Here is a 21,135-nt window from a genome sequence, read left to right on the forward strand (position 1 = left end):
GGAGCGGAACGCCGTTCAGCAATACCGAACAGGGAGTTGATCGATGGTCCAGGCTGTCCACAGGGCGATCCATGTGCTCCGGGAGCTCGCCACGGCGACGCCGCGCCTGGGTGTCACCGAGCTGGCCGACCGCATCGGAGTGGCCAAGCCGACCGTCCACGCCCTGCTGCGCACCCTGGAGTCGGAGGGCATGGTCGTCCAGGACCGGGAGACCGGGAAGTACCGGCTGGGCCCGGGCCTGGTGACCCTCGGCAATGCCTATCTGGACTCGCACGAGCTCCGCACCCGCGCCGTGACCTGGGCGGACCTGCTGGCCAACCAGGCCGGTGCGGCCGTCTGGGTAGGTATCTTGACGGGCAGTCAGGTTCTGGTCATCCACCATGCGTTCCGGCCCGGCGGGTCGGTGCAGGTGCTGGAGACCGGGGCCAGCCTGCCCTGGAACGCCTGCGCGATCGGGAAGGCGATCGCGGCGTTCCTGCCGGCCGAGCGGCGCGGCGAGCTGCTCGCGGGTGAGCTGGCCCGGGTCACCGGGGCCAGCATCGACGACCCGGGCTGGCTGGCGACCCAGCTGGACCGGGCCCGGGAGACCGGATATGCCCTGGAAGAGGGCGAGTTGACGCTCGGCGACGCGGGGATCGCGGCGCCGGTGTTCGACCGCAGCGGCGAGGTGGTGGGCGCGCTCGGGCTGGTGGGACCGGTCGAGCGATTGTTGGCCGAAACCGTTCGCCAGGAGTGTGCGATCGCGGTCCGCGAGGTGGCCCGCAGCCTGTCGCGGGATCTCGGCGCGCCGCGCAACGCCGGGCTGCGCGCCGCCGGTTGACGGGCGCCGAAGACCCCGCGGCTTCATCACGGGTTCATCGACCCGCAGTGCTCAGGGGCCGGTTGCCCGGCGATTGTGTTGCCTGCGTTGCCGATGCGCCGAAGCTCTTGACGGGGCCGGGGTCGCTGCGTTTTGCTTCCTATGGCCATTCGGCAATGCCGAACAGCTTTCGGTAAAGCGTTAGTTATCCGACTCGCCCTCAAGGTCGCGGGCACCGGGGGAACGAAGGAGCGCCTGCCATGCGGAAGCCTGCGGAGAAGAGCGACAACTTAGTGCTGTCCGGGCCGGTGACGCCGGTGCCGGGGCCGGAGTTCCGCGCGTCGACGAGGACTCCGCCGCGGTGGCCGGGCGGCCCGGACGCTCATACGGGCGGCCACCGGACGAGCCGGACGGTACGACCCCGCCGGTGCAGGACGATCGGCACAACCGGAGGAGTAGCGGTGGACTCGGCGCTCGCCCTCGGCTGGATGCAGCACACCACCTCGGCCATGCACCGGGACCGGGACCTGCTCACCCGTCTGGACTCCGCCATCGGCGACGGTGACCACGGGGCCAACATGGCCCGGGGGTTCACCGCGGTACAGGCCGGCCTGGCCCGCTCCGGGCCCGTGCCGTCCGCACCCGGCGAGATCCTCCTCCGGGCCGGGAACTGTCTGGTCTCGGTCGTCGGTGGCGCCTCCGGACCGCTGTTCGGCGGCGCGTTCCGGGCGCTCGGTGAGGCACTCGGCTCCTCCCCCGAGGTCGACGCCCGGCGGTTCGCGGCCGGGCTCGCCGCGGCGCTGGCGAAGATCCAGCAGCTGGGCGCGGCGGTACCCGGCGACAAGACCATGATCGACGCATACGCCCCCGCGGTCGGTGCCTTCCGGGCCGCCGCGGAGTCCGGTGCCGCGTTCGCCACGGCGGCGCACGCCGCGGCCGAGGCCGCCGAGGCCGGGATGCGGGAGACCGTTCCGCTGCAGGCCCGGAAGGGCCGGGCGGCGTACCTGGGGCTGCGCAGCATCGGCCACCAGGACCCCGGCGCCACCTCGACCGCCGCCATTTTCCGCTCACTTGCCGAGGCGTCCGGTCCCCTCCGGTAGCCCGCTCCCGCCCCTTGTCCCCTGCTCCGTCGCCGCACGCTTCCGGCGCCGCGCCGAGCCGCGGTGCGCCGGCTGCGGCTGCTCCCACCTCCCGAGCAACAGATTGGATCAACTGTGACCGCCCACTCCATCGACCACGTTGAGTTCTATGTGGGGGACGTCAATCAGGCTTCCCACTACTACTGCGGGACCTACGGCTTCCGGGTGGTGGCCGAAGCGGGGCCGCTCACCGGTCTCGCCGGCGCCCGGTCGCTGGTCCTGGCGCACGGCGGCGTCCGCCTGGTGCTGACCTCCGCCCTGCACGCGGACCACCGGGCCGCCCGTTTCGTCCACCGGCACGGCGACGGCGTACGGGACGTGGCCCTGCGGTCGACCGATGCCGTCGCGGACTTCGAGCAGGCCCTGGCCGCCGGGGCCGAGCCGGTGGCCGGGCCGGAGACGTTCGAGGACGACGGGGTGCGGGTGGTCCGCGCCACCGTCGCCGCGACCAACGACCTGGTCCACAGCTTCGTCCAGCGCGACGGCGACGACGAGGCCTCGGCCCACTTCCTGCCGGGGCGGTACCGGCCGGTGGCGGAGGCCGCCGAGGCGTCCGGACCCGCCCTGCTCCGCTCCGTCGACCACCTGGCGCTCTGCCTGCGGGCCGGCTCGCTGGACACCATGGTCGACTTCTACCAGCGGGCGCTGGGCCTGAAGCACACCTACGACGAGTACATCGTGGTCGGCGGCCAGGCGATGGCCTCCAAGGTCGTCCAGGACGAGACCCGGGGCATCACCTTCACCATGGTCGAGCCCGACCCGGTCGGCGGCCGCGGACAGCTCAACGACTTCCTCGACGGGTTCAACGGCCCGGGCGTCCAGCACGTCGCCTACAGCACCGACGACATCGTGCACGCGGCCCGTGAACTCCGGTTGTCCGGCGTGGAGTTGCTCTCCACCCCGGCCGGCTACTACGCCTCGCTCGCGGAGCGCGGCATCGAGGTGGGCATCGACCCGGCGGTGCTCCAGGACCTCGGCCTGCTCGCCGACCGGGACGAGTGGGGACAGCTGGTCCAGGTCTTCACCCGGTCCCCCTACGCCCGCCGCACGGTGTTCTTCGAGCTGATCCAGCGGCTCGACGCCCGGACCTTCGGCAGCGGCAACATCAAGGCGCTGTACGAGGCCGTGGAGCGCGAGCGGACGCGCACCGACGAGGCCGACGATCCGCGCGGCGACGCGGTCCCCGCCGGCGCGTCCGCGAAGGCCGGCGTATGACCGCGCGGGCCGGCCGGGAGCCCGGGGCCGACGCCGGGGAGGTGCTGCTGTCGCCGGAGGACTACGAGGCGGCGGCCCGCGCCCGACTGGACCGGGCGGTGTACGACTTCATCGCCGGCGGCAGCGGGGACGAGGTGACGCTGCGCGGTGAGCGGGCGGCGTACGAGCGCCACCGGCTGCGCCCGCGGACCCTGGTCGACGTCTCCCACTGCGAACCGGGCACCACCCTGCTCGGCTCCCCGGTGTCCTTCCCCGTCGGTGTCGCGCCGATGGCGTACCACCGGCTGGTCGACGCGGAGGGCGAGACGGCGACGGTTCGGGCCGCCGGTGCGGTCGGCGCGCTCACCGTCACCAGCACCTTCGCCAGCCGGACGATCGAGGAGACCGCCCGGGCGGCGACCGGACCGCTCTGGCTGCAGCTGTACGTGCTGCGCGAGCGCGCGGTGACCGAGTCGCTGGTGCGCCGGGCCGAGGCGGCCGGCTACCAGGCGCTGGTGATCACCGTCGACGCACCGCGGATGGCGCGCCGGGAGCGCGACCTGCGGAACGGTTTCAGCCTTCCCCGGCACATCCGGCCGGTGAACCTCGACGACGGCCAGGCCGGCGGTCTGCACGGCAGCCGGGCCGGCAGCTCCACCCTGGCCGAGCACGCCGCCCGGCACCACGACGCCGCGTTCACCTGGCAGGACCTGGCGTGGCTGCGCTCACTGACCAGCCTGCCGCTGGTCCTCAAGGGCGTACTGACCGGCCAGGACGCCCGGCAGGCGGCCGAGTTGGGCGTCGAGGGCCTGATCGTCTCCACCCACGGCGGCCGGCAGCTCGACGGTGCGATCGCGGCGCTGGACGCCCTGCCGGAGGTCGTCGCGGCCGTACCGGACACCTGTGAGGTGCTGGTCGACGGCGGCATCCGGCGCGGCACGGACGTACTCAAGGCGCTGGCGCTGGGGGCCCGTGCGGTGCTGGTCGGCCGCCCGGTCCTGTGGGGCCTGGCCGTCGACGGGGCGGCCGGCGCCGAACGGGTGCTGGCCACCCTCCGCGCGGAGCTGACGGAGGCGATGGCCCTGGCCGGCCGCCCGGTCCTCGACGCGATCACCCCGGACCTGCTGCACCTCGCCCCCGCCGCGGCGGCACCCGCCGCCGGCCTGCCCCACCTCTCCCCCGGCCCCCTTTCCCAGCTTTCCCAGCTTTCCCAGCCCCTTCTCACCAACGACAGGGATATGGCATGACTCGCAAGGACACCCCGCGCCCGCTGACCGCCGCCGAAGAGGCGTTGCTGCCCACCGATGACGAGGTGCAGTTCTACCAGGAGCACGGCTGGTATCTGTCGAAGAAGCTGCTGACCGACGAAGAGGTCGACACGCTCGATGCCGCGGCCGACCGCTTCTACGGCGGCCATCGGGACCGGACCCTCCCGGTCCGGCCGCCGCGGCTGGCGTACTGGGAGCCGGAGAAGGGCGATGTGCACCGGCACAACGACTACATCTTCTACGAGGACGACACCATCCGGAGCATCCTGTCCAAGCCGGTCATCGCCGCGGTCGCCGCGCGGATAGCGGAGACCAGCCAGATACGCCTGTGGAACAGCACCCTGATCCACAAGCCGCAGCGCGCGGACGACGAGCGCAACATCGTGCCCTGGCACTTCGACCGGCACTACTGGCAGACCTGCTCCTCCGACGAGATGCTGACCGCGTTCATCCCGTTCCACGACTGTGGCGAGGAGATGGGCACCATCACGATGGTCGACGGCAGTCACCGCTGGAAGGAGACCGGTGGGGACGACACCACCAGCCGGCACTTCGCCGAGCGGGACCGGTCGGAGCTGGAGGACATGCTCGCGGAGAACGCCGCGTTCAACAACTCCGAGGTGGTCAAGGTCCCGGTGAACATCCCCAAGGGCCACATCAGCTTCCACCACTGCCGCACCTACCACGGCAGCGGGTACAACGTCAGTGACCGTCCGCGGCGCGCCATTTCGCTGCACCTCCAGGACCGCACCAACCAGTGGCGGCCCTACGAGCTGTCGTCCGGCGACCTCGTCGTCTACAACAATGACGTGCTGGTGCGCACCGACGCGCACGGCAACCCCGACTACACCGACCCGGACTTCTGCCCCGTCCTCTGGGAGGACCCCCGGTGACCAACGGCTCCACCCCCACCGTACTTCCGGCCGGCGAGCTGCACGGCTCGCTCGGCGACCCCCTGATGGAGGTGATGAATTTCCTCAACGAGGTCACCTCCCGCTATCCGGAGGCGATCTCCTTCGGCCCGGGACGCCCGTACGAAGGGCTCTTCGAGGTCGAGCGGATCGGTGAGTACCTCGCGGCCTACCAGCGCCACCTCGTGGAAGACCTGGGCCGCACCCCGGACGAGGTCCGCACGCTGCTGTTCCAGTACGGGCGCACCAACGGCCAGATCCACGAGCTGGTGGCCCGGGCGCTGCGCAACGACGAGGGCATCGAGGCGGCGCCGGAGTCGCTGGTGGTGACCGTCGGCTGTCAGGAGGGCATGTTCCTGGTCCTGCGGGCGCTGTTCGCCGAGCCGTCGGACGTGCTGCTGGTGCCGTCCCCGTGCTACGTCGGCATCACCGGGGCGGCCCGGCTGCTGGACCTGTCCGTCGCGCACGTCCCGGAGGGCCCGCACGGGACGGACCCGGAGGTGCTGCGCCGTACGGTCGCCGAACTGCGGGCGGCCGGGAAACGCCCGCGGGCGTTCTACGTCGTGCCGGACTTCGCCAATCCGACCGGGACCTGTATGCCCGTCGAGGCCCGCCGGCGGCTGCTGGAGCTGGCCGAGGAGGAGGACCTGCTCCTCCTGGAGGACAACCCCTACGGGTTCTTCACCCGCACCGGCAGCGGGCTGCCCACGCTCAAGGCACTGGACGAGCGGCGGCGGGTGGTCTACCTCGGTTCGTTCGCCAAGACCTGCTTCCCGGGCGCCCGGGTCGGCTATGTCGTCGCCGACCAGGAGGTCGAGGCCGCGGACGGCCGCCGCACCCTGCTGGCGGACGAACTGTCCAAGATCAAGGGCATGGTGACGGTGAACACCCCGGCGCTCAGCCAGGCGGTCATCGGGGGGATGCTGCTCACCCATGACTTCCGGCTGCGCGAGGCCAACAAGCCGGCCGCCGACTTCTACCAGGAGAACCTGGCGGTCCTGCTGGAGAGCCTGGAGCGGCTGCTGCCACCCGAGCGGCGGGAGGCGGCCGGCATCGACTGGAACGTGCCGGACGGAGGGTTCTTCCTGACCCTCACCCTGCCCGTGCCGGCGGACAATGCGCTGTTGGAAGAGTCCGCCCGCGAGCACGGAGTGATCTGGACACCGATGAACTACTTCTACCCGGACGGCGAGGGGGGCCGGTGCCAGATCCGGCTCTCCCTCAGCTATCTGACACCCCAACAGGTCGCCGAAGGGGCCCGCCGGCTGGTGGGTCTGCTGGAACGGAGCTGCCTGTGAATGCCGTTCTCTATGTGGTGACGGTGCTGATCTGGGGTTCGACCTGGCTGGCCATCAAGGGCCAGCTGGGCGATGTGCACCCCACTGTGTCCGTTGCCTACCGGTTCGCGCTGGCCGCGGTGATCCTGCTGGCCTGGGCCCGGCTGCGGGGACTGCCGCTGCGCTATCCCCTGCGGGTGCACGGGCAGTTCGTCCTGATGGGCGGGCTGATGTTCTCCACCAACTTCGTCTGCTTCTACTTCGCCGAACAGCATCTGACCACCGGCCTCGTCTCGATCATCTTCGCGATGTCGCTGCTGGTGAACATGGTCTTCGCCCGCGTCTTCTTCCGGCGGACGATCACCGCGAAGATGCTGCTCGGTGGGGCGATCGGACTGCTGGGGATCGTCACCGTGTTCTGGCCGGAGTTCCAGAACTTCGGGCTGTCGTCCGGGTCGGGCCAGGGCATCGTGCTCTCCGCCCTCGGCACCCTGGTCTTCTGTCTGGGCAACGTCGTCTCCGGCAAGACCCAGGCCGCGGGCATTCCGGTGGTGCAGGGCACGGGCTTCGCGATGGCCTACGGGGCGCTGCTCACGGCCCCGTTCGCGCTGGTCTTCGGCGGTGGCGGGGCGGCCTTCGACCCGTCTTTGAAGTACACCGGTTCGCTGGTCTATCTGGCCGTCTTCGGCTCCGTGCTCGGCTTCGGCGCGTACCTCACGCTGCTCGGCCGGATCGGTGGTGAGCGCGCCGCGTACGCCATGGTGCTCTTCCCGATCGTGGCGCTGTTGCTGTCCACGGTGTTCGAGAGTTTCCACTGGACGGTGCGGGACCTGGTGGGTGTCGCCCTGATCCTGATCGGCAACGCGGTGATGCTGACCAATCCGGCGCTGGTGCGGCGGTTGTTCGGCAGGCCGGCCGAGGCGGCGGAGCAGGCAGCTCCGGCCCAGGCACCGGCCGACCGGTAGTACCTGCCCAGGACCTCCGGGCCCGCCCGTTCCCCTGCCGGGCGGGCCCGGACGTGTCCGCCTTCCCCCTTCATGGCCCAGGAGCGTTCTCTTGCATACCGCTTGCGTCGTCGGCACGGGTCTCATCGGTACTTCCATCGCCCTGGCACTGACCGGCCGGGGCGTGACCACCTATCTGATCGACCGCGACCCGGACAGCGTGCGGATCGCCGCAGCGCTGGGGGCGGGCGTCCCCGGCCCCCCGCCGGACCCGGTGGACGTCGCGGTCATCGCGGTCCCCCCGTCGGAGGTCGCCCGGACCATCGCGGACCACCAGAAGGCCGAACTCGCCCAGGTGTACACGGACGTGTCGAGCGTGAAGGCGCTGGTGCACGCCGAGTGCCTGGCCCTCGGCTGTGACACCACCGGTCTGGTCGGCGGGCATCCGATGGCCGGCGGGGAGCGCTCGGGTCCGCTGGCGGCCCGCGCCGATCTCTTCCAGGACCGCCACTGGATACTGACCCCGACCCCGGAGTCCCGGGAGAGCGCGCTCAACCGGGTGCTGGAGCTGGTCTCGTTGTGCGGTGCGGTGCCGGTCCTGCTGCCGCCGGCCGACCACGACCGGGCCGTGGCGCTGGTGTCCCATCTGCCGCACCTGATGGCGAGCCTCACCGCCGCCCGGCTGGTGGACGGCGAGGAGTACGCGGTGCGGCTGGCCGGCCGCGGCATGCGGGACGTCACCCGCACCGCGGCCGGCGACGCCGGACTGTGGACGGACATCCTCGCGGCGAACGCGGCCGCCCTCGGCCCGCTGCTGGCCGAGCTGGGCCGGGACCTGACGACGGCGGCCCGGGCGCTCGCCCGGCTGACCGAGGACGTTCCGCAGGAGCACCCCGCCGCCCTGGCGGAACTGACCGGGGTGCTGCGGCGCGGCAGCACGGGCCGGGCACGGATCGCCGCCCCGCACGGGCCGGCGGGCGCGGACCGGCACAGGGTGCTCTCGATAGCCGTCGGCGGTCCGCAACGGCAGCTTCAGCGGCTGCTCGGCGATGTGGCCGAGGCCCGGGTGGACCTCGAAGGCATGGTGCTGCCGGACGCCCCGGCCGTACCGGACGCGACGGACGGCGCGGTCGAGTTGTGGGTGGCTCCGGACGTGGCGCGCCCGCTCACCGATGCGCTGCGCGACCGGGGCTGGGTGGTCCGCTGAGTTCCGGCGCATTGCCGGGGCGGGACGGGGCACCCGACCACAACGGGGCGCCCCGGTACGGAAATTGCCGACCGGTGTGCGGCCAGGCCCGCCCGCCCCCGCAGCGGACATCGACCGCGCTCGTGGCGCGGAACGGAGGTACTCCCATGGACTGGCGTCATCGTGCCCGGTGTCGGGACGAGGACCCGGAACTCTTCTTCCCGGTCGGCAGCACCGGCCCCTCGCTGCTGCAGATCCAGGAGGCCAAGGCCGTCTGCCGGCAGTGCCCGGTGATCGCCGAGTGCCGGGACTGGGCCCTCGCCTCCGGCCAGGACAACGGCATCTGGGGCAGCCTGGACGAGGAGGAGCGGCGCGCCGAGCGGCGCCGGATGGCCCGCCGGCGGGCCCGCATCAACTCCTCGTGACGGTGACGTGGCACGGCGGGCCCGGTGGATGCCGGGTTTCCGGCCGTGCCGCGGATACGCTGCCCCGCACCGGGCGACCCGGCCCGGGTGCGGAAAGGACGAACGCCATGGCCCTGCCCGCCGACGCCCACCCCGGTCCGCTGCGCGTACTGGTCCTCGGTGCCTCGCTGCGGGCCGCGTCGGCCAACGCCCGGCTGGCCGCCCTCGTGGCCCGGATAATGACCGAGGCCGGCGCCACGGTCGACCTCGCGGGGATGCGGGACTTCGGCATGCCGCTGTACGACGGGGACCTGGAGGTCGCGGAGGGGCTGCCGGCCGGCGCGCTGGCGCTGCGGGACCGGATCGAGCGGTCCGACGCCTTCGTCATCGCCTCGCCCGAGTACAACGCCTCCGTGCCGGGCGTGGTGAAGAACGCGATCGACTGGGTCTCACGGATCCGTCCGCAGCCGTTCAAGACCAAGCACGCCCTGCTGCTCTCCGCCTCTCCCTCGCTGGTCGGCGGCAACCGGGGGCTGTGGGCGCTGCGGGTGCCGCTGGAGCACCTCGGCACCCGGGTCTATCCGGACATGTTCAGTCTCGCCGCCGCACACCAAGGCTTCACGGAGGACGGGGAGTTGGCCGACTCCGGGTTGCAGCAGCGGCTGGCCGAGACCGTGACGGCCTTCCTCAGCCTGGTCGAGGCCGACGCCCGCTACGTCTGTCTGCAGCGCCGGTGGTACGAGTTCCTCGGCGACCGCACCGGGGCGCCGGTCACCCAGCGCGCCGAGGACTGAGCGCGCCCGGCGCGCCCCGCCCCGTCAGGTGCCGTACACCGCGGCCACGTTGTTCCGCGGTGCGGGCCTGGTCCCGGCGGCCGGCCCCGAGGCGAAGGCGCGGAGCAGGTTCTCGGTGGTCCGGGTGACGAACGCCCTGGTCCGGGCGTCCATCCCGTGGTCGCGCCCGTCGTCGCCGGTACCGGCCATCAGCGCCTCGACCCAGCGCATCGTGCCGGTGGCGAAGACCCCGGCGCCGCTCGCCGCGGTGTAGTACGCGGAGTCCGCGTGGCTGCTGCGGCCCGCGCAGACCAACGGTGAGTGGGCGATGATCTCCAGCTTCTCCGGGGTGGGCGCATCGGGGGTGACCCGGTCGTACTCCACCCCTACCAGGTGGTCGAACGACGCCCCGCGGCCGGCGCCGGTCCCCGCGAAGAGCCAGTGGTCCGGCTCGTGGACGACGTAGGGGGCGTCGGTGGGGTAGCCCTCGTAGAAGACGCCGGTGAGGGACGACTCGGGGTCGGCGGCGGGTGGCAGGCGGAAGTCCTGGGTGGGCGGCTCGTGCCGGGCCGCGAAGGACGGGTCGTCCCGGTAGGCGGTCTTGTAGCAGGTCACGGTGCGCAGCGCGGCGGAGGGGCCGGGGTCGAGCCGGACCCGGCGGAAGCAGGCGTTGGCGCCGAGGAAGGCCAGGTTGGCGCCGGTGTCGCGGGCCCTGGTGACGTGCGCGCGCTGCTGCGGGGTCCAGTACTCGTCGTGGCCGAGCGAGAGGACGGCGGTGGCGCCCCGCAGCTCCGACGGGGAGCGGTGGACGTCCACGGACGTGGTGTAGGCCAGCGGCAGGCCGAGCCGTTCGGCGAGGACGACCACGGCGCGCTCATGGACCAGGAACTTCCCGGCGCCGTTCGCGTCGTAGGGCCGGTCGAAGCTGACGGCCAGCGACCGGGTTCGATAGGCGCCGTCCTGGCCGGCGTAGAGGCTGTAGCCGCCCCAGCGGTTGTACGCCTGCCAGGTCGTCACGGCGTGCATCAGCACGGTCCGGCCGGCGGCGGTATCGGACCGGACGATCAGCGGGACGTACCGCTGGTGCCCGTGGTCCGCGTCGAGCCGGAGCAGGTACGCGCCCGGTGGCCAGCCGGTGGTGCGCACGGCGAGGGTGCGCCGCCAGTCCGCGCGGACGGTCCGGGTGCCGGGCAGCAGCCGCGGGCGGCGCTGATGCTGTCCGGCGATCCGCGGCGAGCGCCAGACGAGCCGGGCCTGGGCGCCGCCGTACCAGCCGACGCGGTAGGCCGAGACCCGGAAGCCCGGCGCGGTGGTGGAGACGTACAGGCCGAATTCCTCGCCCGGCCGGACGCTGACCGTGTCGGTGTAGCCCTCGACGGCCTCGGGCGGGCCGGGCGCGCGCAGCCGCCAGTCGGGACTGCCGGCCCTGGCCCGCTCCGCGGCGAGGTCGTCGGGGCCGGTGCCGGGGGCCGGGCCGGGGGTCTTGCCGGAGGGGGCGTCGCAGCCGGTGGCCGTGGGGAGGGCGAGACCGGCGGCGCCGGCCGCCGCGGCCCCGAGGAAGTGCCGCCGGACGAGGCCGCCGTGACCCTCGTGCGGGGCGCGCGGTCGTGCCTCCTGGTCCGCGTCGTCGCCGCTCATCGCACCACTCCCGTGCGCCGCCGTTCCTGACCGGACCGGTCCGGCCTCTCCTAACGATCATCCGTGGCGACGGCCGGCCGGACGACCGCAGGGGGCCGAATGCGGGTAGGGCGGCCGCGCATGTTGCTCTCGGTGCGGAAAGCGGGAAGGGGGAGAAGAGTGCGTGAAGTAACCGATCCGCTGTTGGATCTCGTCCGGCGGCACAGCGAGCCCGTGGTCGCGCAGACGCTCCGCTCGACCATCGCCGCCGTGATCTCGTACGTCGTCGCGCTGATGGTCAGCAGCGAACCGGCGCCGCTGACCGCACCCCTGACGGCCCTCCTCGTCGTCCAGGTCACCCTCTACACCACGCTGACCACCAGCATGCGCCGGGTGAACTCGGTGGTGGTCGGGGTGGTCATCGCCATCGGTTTCAGCTCGCTGGTGGGGCTGACCTGGTGGAGCCTGGGGCTGATCATCCTGGCCTCGCTGGTGATCGGCCGGTTCGTGAAGGCCGGCGAGTTCGTCCCCGAGGTGGCGATCAGCGCGATGCTGGTGCTGGGGGTGACGACGACGCGGGTGGCGGCGACGGCCTGGGACCGGGTGCTGGAGACGCTGATCGGGGCGGTGGTCGGGCTGCTGTTCAACGTGCTGTTCGTGCCGCCGGTGCTGGTGCAGCCCGCCAGTGAGGCGATCGAGGGGCTGGCCGGCCGGATGCGGGTGCTGCTGCTGAGCCTCAGCGACGAGGTGGTGGGCCACACACCGGTCGCGGAGGCCGCCGCCCGGCTGCACGAGGCGCGGCGGCTGGACCACGACATCGTGCAGGTGGACGCGGCGCTGCGGCAGGCCGAGGACAGTCTGCGGCTCAACCCCCGGGTCAAGGAGGGGCTGCTCTCCCGGGTGGTGCTGCGGACCGGTCTGGACACCCTGGAGATCTCCGCGGTGGTGCTGCGCACGGTCTGCCGTACGCTGACCGACCTGGCCAAGGCCCGGACCGAGGAGTCGCTGTTCTCGTCGCGGATCGGCACGTCCCTGAGCGAGCTGTTCCGGCACATGGCCCGGGCGGTGGACAGCTTCGCCGTGCTGATCACGACGCAGGTCAGCGCGAACGCGGACAAGGCGGAGGACCGGCTGGTCAAGGAGCTGGCCGCCAGCCGGGAGAGCCGCGAGACGGTGGCGCATCTGCTGCTCGACGAGGTGCAGGAGCATCCGCGGCAGTGGCAGCTGCACGGCGCGCTGCTGGCCGAGATCGACCGCATCCTGGACGAGCTCGACGTGGAGAAGCGCTCCCAGCGACTGGTGGAGGAGCTGGACCGGCAGTCCCGTGAGCAGTGGGAGAAGTATCCGCTGGCGGACAAGCTCCGGGGCCGGCTGCGGCTGGGCCGGTCGCGCCGGGCACCGGTGCTCTGAGGGGCGGCCGTGCCGTGGGCCGCGGGAGGTGACCGGGCGCCGACGCCCGCCGCGTGGGGCCGTTTCCGGCCGTCCACGGGCGGGCGCTCGACGTACGTCCCGGCCGGTGCCGGTCAGTCGCGGCCGGCGACCGCCTCGGCGAGGGCCAGGATCCGGCGGGCGTCCTCGACGTGCAGGTTCTCGATCAGCCGGCCGTCGACGGTGACCACGCCGCGGCCCTCACGGGTGGCCTCGTCGAAGGCGTCGATGATCTTCCGGGAGCGGTCGATCTGCTCGGCCGAGGGGGCGAAGACCCGGTTGCACGGCTCCAGCTGCGAGGGGTGGATCAGGGTCTTCCCGTCGAAGCCGAACTGCCGCCCCTGGACGCACTCCGCTTCAAACCCGGCGGCGTCCTTCACGTCGTTGTAGACCCCGTCCAGGATCACCTTGCCGGACTCCCGGGCGGCCAGCAGCGCCAGGGACAGCCCGGTCAGCAGCGGGGCCCGGCCGGGGACGTGCTCGGCGTGCAGTTCCTTGGCCAGGTCGTTGGTGCCCATGACCAGGACGGTGAGCCGTTCGCTGGCGGCGGCCACCGCGCGGGCGTCCAGCATCGCGCGCGGGGTCTCGACCATGGCCCAGATCGCCGTACGGTCCGGAGCGCCGGCCGCCTCCAGTGCGCGCTCGACCTCCCGTACGGTCGCCGCGGACTCGACCTTGGGGACGACGACCGCGTCCGGGCCGGCCTCGGCGGCGGCCCGCAGATCGTCGGCGTGCCATTCGGTGCCCGGTCCGTTGACCCGGATCGTCACCTCGCGGTGGCCGTACTCGCCCGAGGCCGCGGCGGCCGCGACCCGCTTGCGGGCATCGGTCTTCGCGTCGGGGGCGACCGCGTCCTCCAGGTCGAGGATGAGGGCGTCGGCGGGGAGCGACTTGGCCTTCTCCAGGGCGCGTTCGTTGGCGCCCGGCATGTAGAGCACGGAGCGGCGCGGCCGCAGGATCGCGTCGGACACGGACTTACTCCTTGTTCTGCGAGGACTCTGCCGCGGCGTAGGCGTCGCGCAGCTCGGGGTCGCGGGCGGCGAGGGCGTCGGCAAGCTGGGCGACGACCTGGCACTGCTTGTAGGTGGCGTCGTCCTGCATCTTGCCGTCGATCATCACCGCTCCGGTGCCGTCGCCCATGGCGTCGATGACCTTGCGGGCCCAGGCGACGTCGGCGGGGGACGGGGAGAACACCCGCTTGGCGATGGCGATCTGCACCGGGTGCAGGCTCCAGGCGCCGACGCAGCCGAGCAGGAAGGCGTTGCGGAACTGGTCCTCGCAGGCGGTGGTGTCCTTGATGTCACCGAACGGCCCGTAGTACGGCAGGATGCCGTGCGCCGCGCAGGCGTCGACCATCCGCGCGAGGGTGTAGTGCCACAGGTCCTGCTGGAAGGTGGCCCGCGGCGCGCTGCCGTCCGCTCCGTGCGGGTCCTCCCGTACGAGGTATCCGGGGTGGCCGCCGCCCACCCGGGTGGTCTTCATCCGGCGGCTGGCGGCCAGGTCGGCCGGGCCGAGCGAGATGCCCTGCATACGGGGGCTGGCGCCGGCGATCTCCTCGACGTTGGCGACGCCGGTGGCGGTCTCCAGAATGGCGTGCACCAGGATCGGCCGCTGGATCTGGGCCTTCGCCTCCAGCTGGGCGAGCAGCCGGTCGACGTAGTGGATGTCCTCGGCGCCCTCCACCTTCGGCACCATGATGACGTCCAGCTTGTCGCCGATCTCGGTGACCAGCGTCAGGAGGTCGTCCAGCGCCCAGGGCGAGTCCAGGCTGTTGATCCGGGTCCAGAGCTGGGTGTCGCCGAGGTCCGTCGCCTTGGCGACCTTCACCAGGCCGGACCGGGCCGCCTCCTTGCGGTCGGCGGCGACGGCGTCCTCCAGATTGCCGAGCAGTACGTCCACGGTCGGCGCGATGTCCGGCACCTTGGCCGCCATCTTCTCGTTGCCCGGATCGAAGAAGTGGATCATCCGGGACGGCCGGAAGGGTACTTCGCGCACCGGTGCCGGTGCACCGACGGCCAGCGGGCGGAAGAAGTCCTTCGGAGAGCGCATGCAGTCTCCCTGGTCGGATAAAGAGGGGTGCGGGCCGCCGCCGGCTGTCCGGCGGCGCCATCGGGCCCTCACTCTAGGCCCGCGGACCGGTAACGCTACTGGTCAGTACCTGTGCTGTTGGTCACCGAACGCAGCGCGGCGGCAAGGAACATCGCCTTCGCACCTAAGATCCACTTCGTGCAGCTTCGCCCTTCCCGCCCCACCCGCGCCCTGCTCCTGGCGCTGTCCCTGCTGCTGCCGTTCGGCGCGGCGTGCTCCACCGGACGCGGCCCGCAGGACACCGGCGCGGCGACGCCCCGCGCGGTGCGGCCGCCGGCCGCGGACGCGGAGTTCGACTACCAGCTCGGCGGCCCCTATCCGCCGCCCCGCGGCGTCCGCGCGGTCTCCCGCGACCGCACCGCGAAGCCCGCCCCCGGCCGCTACAACGTCTGTTACGTCAACGCCTTCCAGGCCCAGCCGGACGAGACCCGCAGCTGGCAGCAGCGCCACCCCGACCTGCTGCTCCGGGACGCGGACGGCAGGCCCGTCGTCGACGAGGACTGGGACGAGCCGCTGTTGGACATCTCCACGGCCGCCAAGCGCACGGCACTCATGGACGTCGTCGGCCCGTGGATCGACGGCTGCGCCACGGCGGGTTACGACGCGGTGGAACCGGACAACCTCGATTCCTACGAGCGCTCGGACGGCCGGCTCACCGCCGGGGACGCGGCGGCCTTCGCCCGGCTGCTGGCCCGCCGCGCCCACCAGCGGGGTCTGGCCGTCGCCCAGAAGAACACCGCCGACCTGCTGCCCCGCCGCCGGTCCATCGGCTTCGACTTCGCCGTCGTCGAGGAATGTGCCCGCTACAAGGAGTGCGGTGATTTCGCGGACGCCTACGACGACCGGATCTTCGTCATCGAATACCGCGAGCAGGACTTCACCGCCGCCTGCCACACCTGGGGCCCGAGGCTGTCCGTCACCCTGCGCGACCGGGACCTCCGGCCGGCCGGCACCAAGGGATACGTCGACCGGCACTGCTGACGGCTGGTCGGGCAGCTCCCGCGGGCCTCCGCGCCCGGCCGGTGGCCGCCCCTACGCCGTCTCATGTCCGGCCGTCCCGTTGATCCGCTCGATCGCCTGCCGGGCCTGCTCCTGAGGGGAGCGGGCGGGCAGCGGGGACACAGTGGTGGAGGTGACCGCGGGGGGCGTCCGCTCCTGGGGCACGGTCTTGACGGGGGCGGCCGGCGGCCGGATCCGCAGCCGGTGGGCCGCCGCCTCGTCCAGCGTCACCGGGCGTTTGAACCGGGCGGCGAGCCGGGTGGCCTCCTGGCCGAGGGCGGCGACGTCCTCCCACTGGAGGCGGACCACCAGCGACAGTTGGGCATCGCCTTCCGGCAGGGCCTGGAGCTGCGGGCTACCGGCGTCGGTCATGGGCGCTCCTCACTTCGTCGGCCCATGCCCCCGTGGGGCACGGTTGCCGGAAGATACGGACGACGGCCCGCGGGCGTTCACCTCCCGTCAGATCCGGTGAGCGGCAGGACACCATCCGGGCAGACTGGACGTATGCCGCATCTTCCTCCCCAACCGCCCCAGCAGCCCGACCCGTCCCACGGCCTGCCCCACGACCTGCCCGAACCGGGGTTCCCGCCCGAGGAATACGCCCAGCGGCTGGCCGGTACCCGGGAGGCGATGGCGCGCGACGGCCTGGATCTGCTGCTCGTCACGGCCCCCGAGGACATCCACTACCACTGCGGCCTCAACCACCAGGGGCACTTCGCCGTCACCGCCCTCCTCCTGCCCCTCGACGGGACGCCCGTCCTCGTCGAACGGGCCATGGAGGCCCCCACCGCCCACGCCCAGACCCATGACGTGGCGCACCACGGTTACGGGGACGGCACCGCTCCGGCCGAGGCGCTGGTCGACGCGCTCGCCCAACTCGCCCGGCCCGCACAGCGGGTGGGCTACCAGGCCGATGCCCTCACCCTCCCACCCGCCGTGTGGGACCGGCTGCGCCGCGACGTGCCGGTGACCTGGACGGACTGCGGCGATCTGCTCGTCCTCCGGCGGTCGGTGCACACCGCCCGCGAGCTCGGCCACCTGCGCACCGCGGCCCGGCTCTCCGACACGGCCATGGCCGCCGGTCTCGCCGCGGCCACCGCCGGGGCACGGGAGAACGAGGTGGCCGCCGCGGTGCACGACGCCATGTTCCGGGCCGGCGGTGACCTGCCCGGCTTCGCCCCGCTGGTGCGCAGCACCGACCGGCTCGATCAGGAGCATCTGACCTGGACCCGGCGGGAGTTCGGGCCCCGGGACGGCGTCTTCCTGGAGCTGTCCGCCGCCTACGGGCGCTACCACGCACCCCTCGCCCGGCTGCACCACCTCGACCCACGGGAGGCGGCCCGGCACCGCCCGGCGGCCGAGGCATCACGGGCGGCGATGCGGGCCCTGTGCGCGGCGCTGCGCCCGGACCGCACCGCCGAGCAGGTCTTCGGCGCCTGGCGCGCGGCCGTCGAGGAGGCGACCGGCCGGCCGTACCGCCGCCACCACTGCGGGTATCTCGTCGGGATCGGCTTCCCGCCGAGCTGGATGGGCGGCACCCGCACCCTGCGGCCCGGCAACCCGCTGCGGCTGCGCCCCGGGATGACGTTCCACATCCAGTCCTGGGTCCTGGACGAGCGGCTGGGCAGGTACGCGTGCTCCGACACGGCGCTGGTCACCGAGGACGGCTGCGAGGTGCTCACCCGTACGCCGTATCCGAACTGAGCCGGCGCGGCACCACCGCGCGCCCCGCTGCCCAAGCTTCCGAACCGTGCGCCCGGACTGTGCCACGGGCGCATTCCCGGCGTCCTGAGTGCGCCCTGTCGGGCTGTCGCACCCAGCCGCCACCATGGGGCGGTGCAGCCCACAACCGGCTTGGAGGCCGACTGATGGACGCAGGCCGCCTGTCCCGTCTCGACGACGCCGTTTACGAACAACTCGTCCTCGACAACGCCCACCCGCCCGCCCGGGACCCGGACGTGTGGGCGGCCCTGATCGACCCGGCGCTCATCGACCGCACCCGCGACGCCCTCAACGCCCTCTTCCAGCGCAGTTCGTCGGTCCTGCGCAAGCGGCGGGAGGAGCGCGAGCGGTTCCGCCTGGAGTGCTTCGCCCGCGGGCCGGCCGGCAAACAGGAGTGGTTCGCCTCGAAGCGGGAGTACGACGCCTGGCGGCACCGCGCGGCGAACTTCAGCCGGACGGTGCAGAACGCCCTGTCGGAGATCAACAAGGCGAAGAAGGAGCTCAACCGTTCCATGAACCACCAGGTCGCGCAGAACCACCGCGACCGGCTGCGCGACCTGGCCTGCGCGGTGCACCGCCACCAGGCCGCGCACGCCCGGTCCGGCGGCATCGCCGACCAGGCCGACTACGAACTCTGGCGCACCCTGGACCGGATCACCGTCCCGATAGGGCCGGCGAACGAACCCACCTCGCTGCGCACGATGCTCGACATCTACTGGAGCGAGGTCACCCCGGTGGACGAGAGCGAGGAGCGCCGGGCCCACGCGGAACGGGCGATGCGCGCGGCACCGGCCGGCCAGGCGGCGCGGTTCAGCGGCGTGCCCAAGGCCCGGCACGTGGGCAACGGCAAGCACCTCGCGTAGCGGGCTCCAGCGGCAGCCGCGCCCGGACTCCTCACGCCACTGCGTGGAAGAGCGCCGCGGCCGCGCCCCGTGACTCGACACCCAGTTTGGTGAGGATCTTGGCGACGTGGAACTTCACCGTCGACTCGCTGATGTGGAGTTCCTGGGCGATAGCCCGGTTGCGGTGCCCGAGCGCGAGCCGCGCCAGCACCTCCAACTCCCTTTCCCCCAGGGCGATGAGGGGGTCGGGCGCGGGGTCCTGGGAGACCCGCAACGGGATCGTCGCCGAGACCGTCGTGCCCCAGCCCGGCACCGCGTCGACGTCCAGGCGCCCTTTGAAGACGTCGAGCCGGTCCCGGACCCGGCCGGGAGCCAGTGCCTCGGGGGTGAGGGTGCCGGGCCCGTCGTCCCGTACGGTCGCGCGCAGTTCGTCGTCGTTGATCTGCCAGCAGACGTGCACCCGGGTCACCGCCTCCTGCTCCAGTGCCTTCATCAGCACGGCCCGGACGACCGCCCGCGCGGTGTGGGCGACGTCGGCCGCCAGCGTCCGCACGGAGTCGGGCGCGCCCAGTTCGAGCCGTACGGGGCTGTAGCGCACCAGCGGCCGGAGGGATTCGGCGAGCCGGGCGAAGGCCTGGTCGGCCGGCTCCTCGGCGATCTGCTGGTCCCGTTCGGCCTCGGCGCGCAGTTCGACCAGGGCGGAGACCGCCAGGTCCGTTGCGGTGGCGCGGGCGGCCGCATCGTCCAGGGTGCGGCTGCGCAGGACACCCAGCACGCCGGTGAGCGCGGCCGAGTACGCCTCCCCCAGCTCGGCGATCACCCGCGCCCGGGTGCCCGCGGCGGTCCGCGAACGGGCCAGCGCACCCGGCATCGCCTCCGCCGCCAGCCGTTCGAAGTGGCTGGTGACGATGTCCCACAGGGCCTGGACGAGCGCGGTAACGTTCTCGTCGACGGGAGTGGCCGCGGTGTCCCGCACCAGCAGCAGGACCGCGCCGCGGGGCGTCGCATGGCTGGTCACGGCGAGCACCGGCCGCTCGGCCCCGGCCAGGTCGAGCGTCCCCTGCCACGGCCGGCCCGGGGTGCCGGCAGCGAGCAGCGGGGCCAGGTCGGCGGTGGAGAGCCGGCCGGTGATCTCCGGGTCGCCGGCCGTCTTGAACGGTGAGTGCGCGCAGTGCGTGGAGAGTTCGGCCGCCGCCAGGTGCGGGACCGCCTCGGACAGCACCTCGGAGAGCCGCGGCAGGATCTCGCCCAGCGGCCGGCGGATCACCTCGTAGGCGGCGGTCAGGGCGGGGACGGCTCCGGTCAGCTCCATGCTCGTCAGCCTAGCCAGCCGCGGCGGGACGGGCGCTGGACTTTTGGCCAGGGGGGACTGGTCCGATGGCCGGGGACCGGGCGCTCCCCCGGCGGCGAGGCTGGAGCCCTCACACCACCAGCGGGGAGATACACCATGAAGGCGATCATTTACCACAGCTTCGGCGGCCCGGAAGTGCTCACGTTCGGGGAGACCGAGAAGCCCGAACCGGGCCCGGGACAGGTCCGGGTGAAGGTGGTCACGGTCGGCGTCAATCCACTGGACTACAAGCGGCGTTACGGCTGGGTGGAGCAGCACTACCCGACCACGTTCCCCGCGGTGCCCGGTCTGGAGTTCGCCGGGATCGTGGACGCGCTCGGCCCGGGCGACCACGAGGTGGCCGTCGGGGACGAGGTCTTCGGCTGGACCAGCACCGGTGCCTACGCCGAGTACGCCCTCGCCGGCGACATCGTGCCCAAGCCCGCCGAACTGTCCTTCCGGGCCGCGGCCGCGCTGCCCGTCGCCGGGGAGACCGCGCAGCGGGTGCTCGACCAACTGGGCCTGGCCGAGGGCGAGACGCTGCTGCTGCACGGGGCCGCGGGGGCGGTCGGCCAAGTGGCCGTCCAGTTGGCGGTGGCCCTGGGCGCCACGGTGGTGGGCACGGCGTCGCCGGCCAACCACGACTTCCTGCGGGCGCTCGGCGCGATACCGGTGGCGTACGGCGAGGGGCTCGCGGACCGGGTCCGGGCCGCGGCCCCGCAGGGCGTGGACGCCGTCTTCGACGCGGCCGGCCAGGACGTGCTGCCGCTCTCCATCGCCCTGCGCGGCGGGACGACGGACCGCATCGTCACCATAGCCGACCCCAACGCGGCCGAGCACGGCGTGCCGTTCTCCGCGGGCGGTACGCCGTCCGAGCAGGTGCGCTCGGGCCTGGTCCGGCACGCCCGGCTCGCCGTCGAGGGCCGGCTGTCCGTCCCGGTCGTCGAGACCTTCCCGCTCGCCGAGGCCGTCAAGGCCCAGGAGCTGAGCGAGGCGGGCCATGTACGGGGGAAGCTGGTCATCGAGGTCTGAGCCGGGCGCGTCCGCCCGTACCAGGTGACTTGGGTGCCGTCACGGTCCGCGAGGCCGTGGCGGCTTTCCCGTTGCCGTGGGTTTTCCGTTATCCCTGCGCTCTCCTGTGGTCCCTGCGCATTCCCGTTGCTCTTGCCCTTCCGACCCTCTACGTTGAGCGGCGCCTGAACAAGGCTCAACTC

General features: G+C 72.9%; 20 protein-coding genes. 15 read left to right on the plus strand and 5 right to left on the minus strand.

The window, feature by feature from the left end; all coding sequences use genetic code 11:
- The first annotated feature begins 43 nt into the window (after positions 1-43).
- From ACGF4C_RS08555 to ACGF4C_RS08600, 10 genes are all read left to right on the plus strand, one after another.
- Positions 44-820: an IclR family transcriptional regulator gene (locus tag ACGF4C_RS08555; protein ID WP_310722910.1), complete on the plus strand. Its 777-nt coding sequence runs from the start codon at positions 44-46 to the stop codon at positions 818-820.
- A gap of 467 nt (positions 821-1,287) precedes the next feature.
- Positions 1,288-1,899 (plus strand): dihydroxyacetone kinase subunit DhaL, encoded by a 612-nt coding sequence (dhaL, locus tag ACGF4C_RS08560; RefSeq protein WP_393564524.1) that lies wholly within the window; start codon positions 1,288-1,290, stop codon positions 1,897-1,899.
- 114 nt (positions 1,900-2,013) lie between these two features.
- The gene (gene hppD, locus ACGF4C_RS08565) at positions 2,014-3,153 is read left to right on the plus strand and encodes a 4-hydroxyphenylpyruvate dioxygenase (protein WP_362134697.1); all 1,140 of its coding nucleotides are present in this window, start codon (positions 2,014-2,016) and stop codon (positions 3,151-3,153) included.
- Positions 3,150-4,379 (plus strand): alpha-hydroxy acid oxidase, encoded by a 1,230-nt coding sequence (locus ACGF4C_RS08570; protein ID WP_393564414.1) that lies wholly within the window; start codon positions 3,150-3,152, stop codon positions 4,377-4,379. The genes hppD and ACGF4C_RS08570 overlap by 4 nt, the downstream gene beginning before the upstream one ends.
- Positions 4,376-5,293: a phytanoyl-CoA dioxygenase family protein gene (locus tag ACGF4C_RS08575; protein WP_393564416.1), complete on the plus strand. Its 918-nt coding sequence runs from the start codon at positions 4,376-4,378 to the stop codon at positions 5,291-5,293. The genes ACGF4C_RS08570 and ACGF4C_RS08575 overlap by 4 nt, the downstream gene beginning before the upstream one ends.
- Positions 5,294-5,358: 65 nt before the next feature.
- The gene (locus ACGF4C_RS08580) at positions 5,359-6,609 is read left to right on the plus strand and encodes a PLP-dependent aminotransferase family protein (protein ID WP_388958334.1); all 1,251 of its coding nucleotides are present in this window, start codon (positions 5,359-5,361) and stop codon (positions 6,607-6,609) included.
- Entirely contained in the window at positions 6,606-7,553 is a 948-nt protein-coding gene (locus ACGF4C_RS08585) for a DMT family transporter (protein WP_201806169.1), read from the plus strand. Before ACGF4C_RS08580 ends, ACGF4C_RS08585 begins: the two co-directional genes overlap by 4 nt.
- 91 nt (positions 7,554-7,644) lie before the next feature.
- A complete protein-coding gene (locus ACGF4C_RS08590) occupies positions 7,645-8,739 on the plus strand; it encodes a prephenate dehydrogenase (RefSeq protein WP_393564418.1) in 1,095 nt (364 codons plus the stop codon).
- A gap of 146 nt (positions 8,740-8,885) precedes the next feature.
- Positions 8,886-9,143 carry a WhiB family transcriptional regulator gene (locus tag ACGF4C_RS08595; RefSeq protein ID WP_393564420.1) on the plus strand — a complete coding sequence of 86 codons (258 nt, stop codon included), beginning with the start codon at positions 8,886-8,888 and terminating at the stop codon, positions 9,141-9,143.
- A 113-nt stretch (positions 9,144-9,256) separates the two neighbouring features.
- Positions 9,257-9,916: an NADPH-dependent FMN reductase gene (locus tag ACGF4C_RS08600; protein ID WP_393564526.1), complete on the plus strand. Its 660-nt coding sequence runs from the start codon at positions 9,257-9,259 to the stop codon at positions 9,914-9,916.
- A 24-nt stretch (positions 9,917-9,940) separates the two neighbouring features.
- Here ACGF4C_RS08600 and ACGF4C_RS08605 read toward each other — a convergent pair whose 3' ends face one another.
- A complete protein-coding gene (locus ACGF4C_RS08605; RefSeq protein ID WP_393564422.1) occupies positions 9,941-11,533 on the minus strand; it encodes a N,N-dimethylformamidase beta subunit family domain-containing protein in 1,593 nt (530 codons plus the stop codon).
- Positions 11,534-11,692: 159 nt separating this feature from the next.
- Between ACGF4C_RS08605 and ACGF4C_RS08610 the strand changes: the two genes are divergently transcribed.
- Complete coding sequence (locus tag ACGF4C_RS08610) at positions 11,693-12,922, plus strand: aromatic acid exporter family protein (RefSeq protein ID WP_393564424.1); 1,230 nt, start codon at positions 11,693-11,695, stop codon at positions 12,920-12,922.
- A 113-nt stretch (positions 12,923-13,035) separates the two neighbouring features.
- Here the strand turns inward: ACGF4C_RS08610 and ACGF4C_RS08615 are convergent, their stop codons facing one another.
- Positions 13,036-13,911, minus strand: coding sequence for an HpcH/HpaI aldolase/citrate lyase family protein (locus ACGF4C_RS08615; RefSeq protein WP_393564426.1), 876 nt, complete (start codon positions 13,909-13,911; stop codon positions 13,036-13,038).
- A gap of 4 nt (positions 13,912-13,915) precedes the next feature.
- On the minus strand, positions 13,916-14,989 hold the full coding sequence (locus ACGF4C_RS08620) for an HpcH/HpaI aldolase/citrate lyase family protein (protein WP_393564428.1): 1,074 nt from the start codon (positions 14,987-14,989) through the stop codon (positions 13,916-13,918).
- A gap of 177 nt (positions 14,990-15,166) precedes the next feature.
- On the opposite strand from ACGF4C_RS08620, the gene ACGF4C_RS08625 reads away from it, so the two are divergent.
- Positions 15,167-16,009: an endo alpha-1,4 polygalactosaminidase gene (locus ACGF4C_RS08625; protein WP_393564430.1), complete on the plus strand. Its 843-nt coding sequence runs from the start codon at positions 15,167-15,169 to the stop codon at positions 16,007-16,009.
- A gap of 51 nt (positions 16,010-16,060) precedes the next feature.
- On the opposite strand, the gene ACGF4C_RS08630 is transcribed toward ACGF4C_RS08625, so the two are convergent.
- Complete coding sequence (locus tag ACGF4C_RS08630; RefSeq protein ID WP_030409900.1) at positions 16,061-16,399, minus strand: hypothetical protein; 339 nt, start codon at positions 16,397-16,399, stop codon at positions 16,061-16,063.
- 132 nt (positions 16,400-16,531) lie between these two features.
- Between ACGF4C_RS08630 and ACGF4C_RS08635 the strand changes: the two genes are divergently transcribed.
- Positions 16,532-17,731, plus strand: a complete 1,200-nt coding sequence (locus ACGF4C_RS08635; protein ID WP_393564432.1) for a M24 family metallopeptidase — start codon at positions 16,532-16,534, stop codon at positions 17,729-17,731.
- Between the two features lie 164 nt (positions 17,732-17,895).
- Complete coding sequence (locus ACGF4C_RS08640; protein ID WP_201806160.1) at positions 17,896-18,612, plus strand: hypothetical protein; 717 nt, start codon at positions 17,896-17,898, stop codon at positions 18,610-18,612.
- Between the two features lie 31 nt (positions 18,613-18,643).
- Here ACGF4C_RS08640 and ACGF4C_RS08645 read toward each other — a convergent pair whose 3' ends face one another.
- Positions 18,644-19,903 carry a LuxR C-terminal-related transcriptional regulator gene (locus ACGF4C_RS08645; protein WP_393564435.1) on the minus strand — a complete coding sequence of 420 codons (1,260 nt, stop codon included), beginning with the start codon at positions 19,901-19,903 and terminating at the stop codon, positions 18,644-18,646.
- 135 nt (positions 19,904-20,038) lie between these two features.
- Between ACGF4C_RS08645 and ACGF4C_RS08650 the strand changes: the two genes are divergently transcribed.
- The gene (locus ACGF4C_RS08650) at positions 20,039-20,953 is read left to right on the plus strand and encodes an NADP-dependent oxidoreductase (RefSeq protein WP_393564436.1); all 915 of its coding nucleotides are present in this window, start codon (positions 20,039-20,041) and stop codon (positions 20,951-20,953) included.
- Positions 20,954-21,135 lie beyond the last annotated feature (182 nt).

The sequence above is a fragment of the Streptomyces sp. NPDC048197 genome (genome assembly GCF_043202395.1).
Taxonomy (GTDB): Bacteria; Actinomycetota; Actinomycetes; order Streptomycetales; family Streptomycetaceae; genus Streptomyces; species Streptomyces siderophoricus.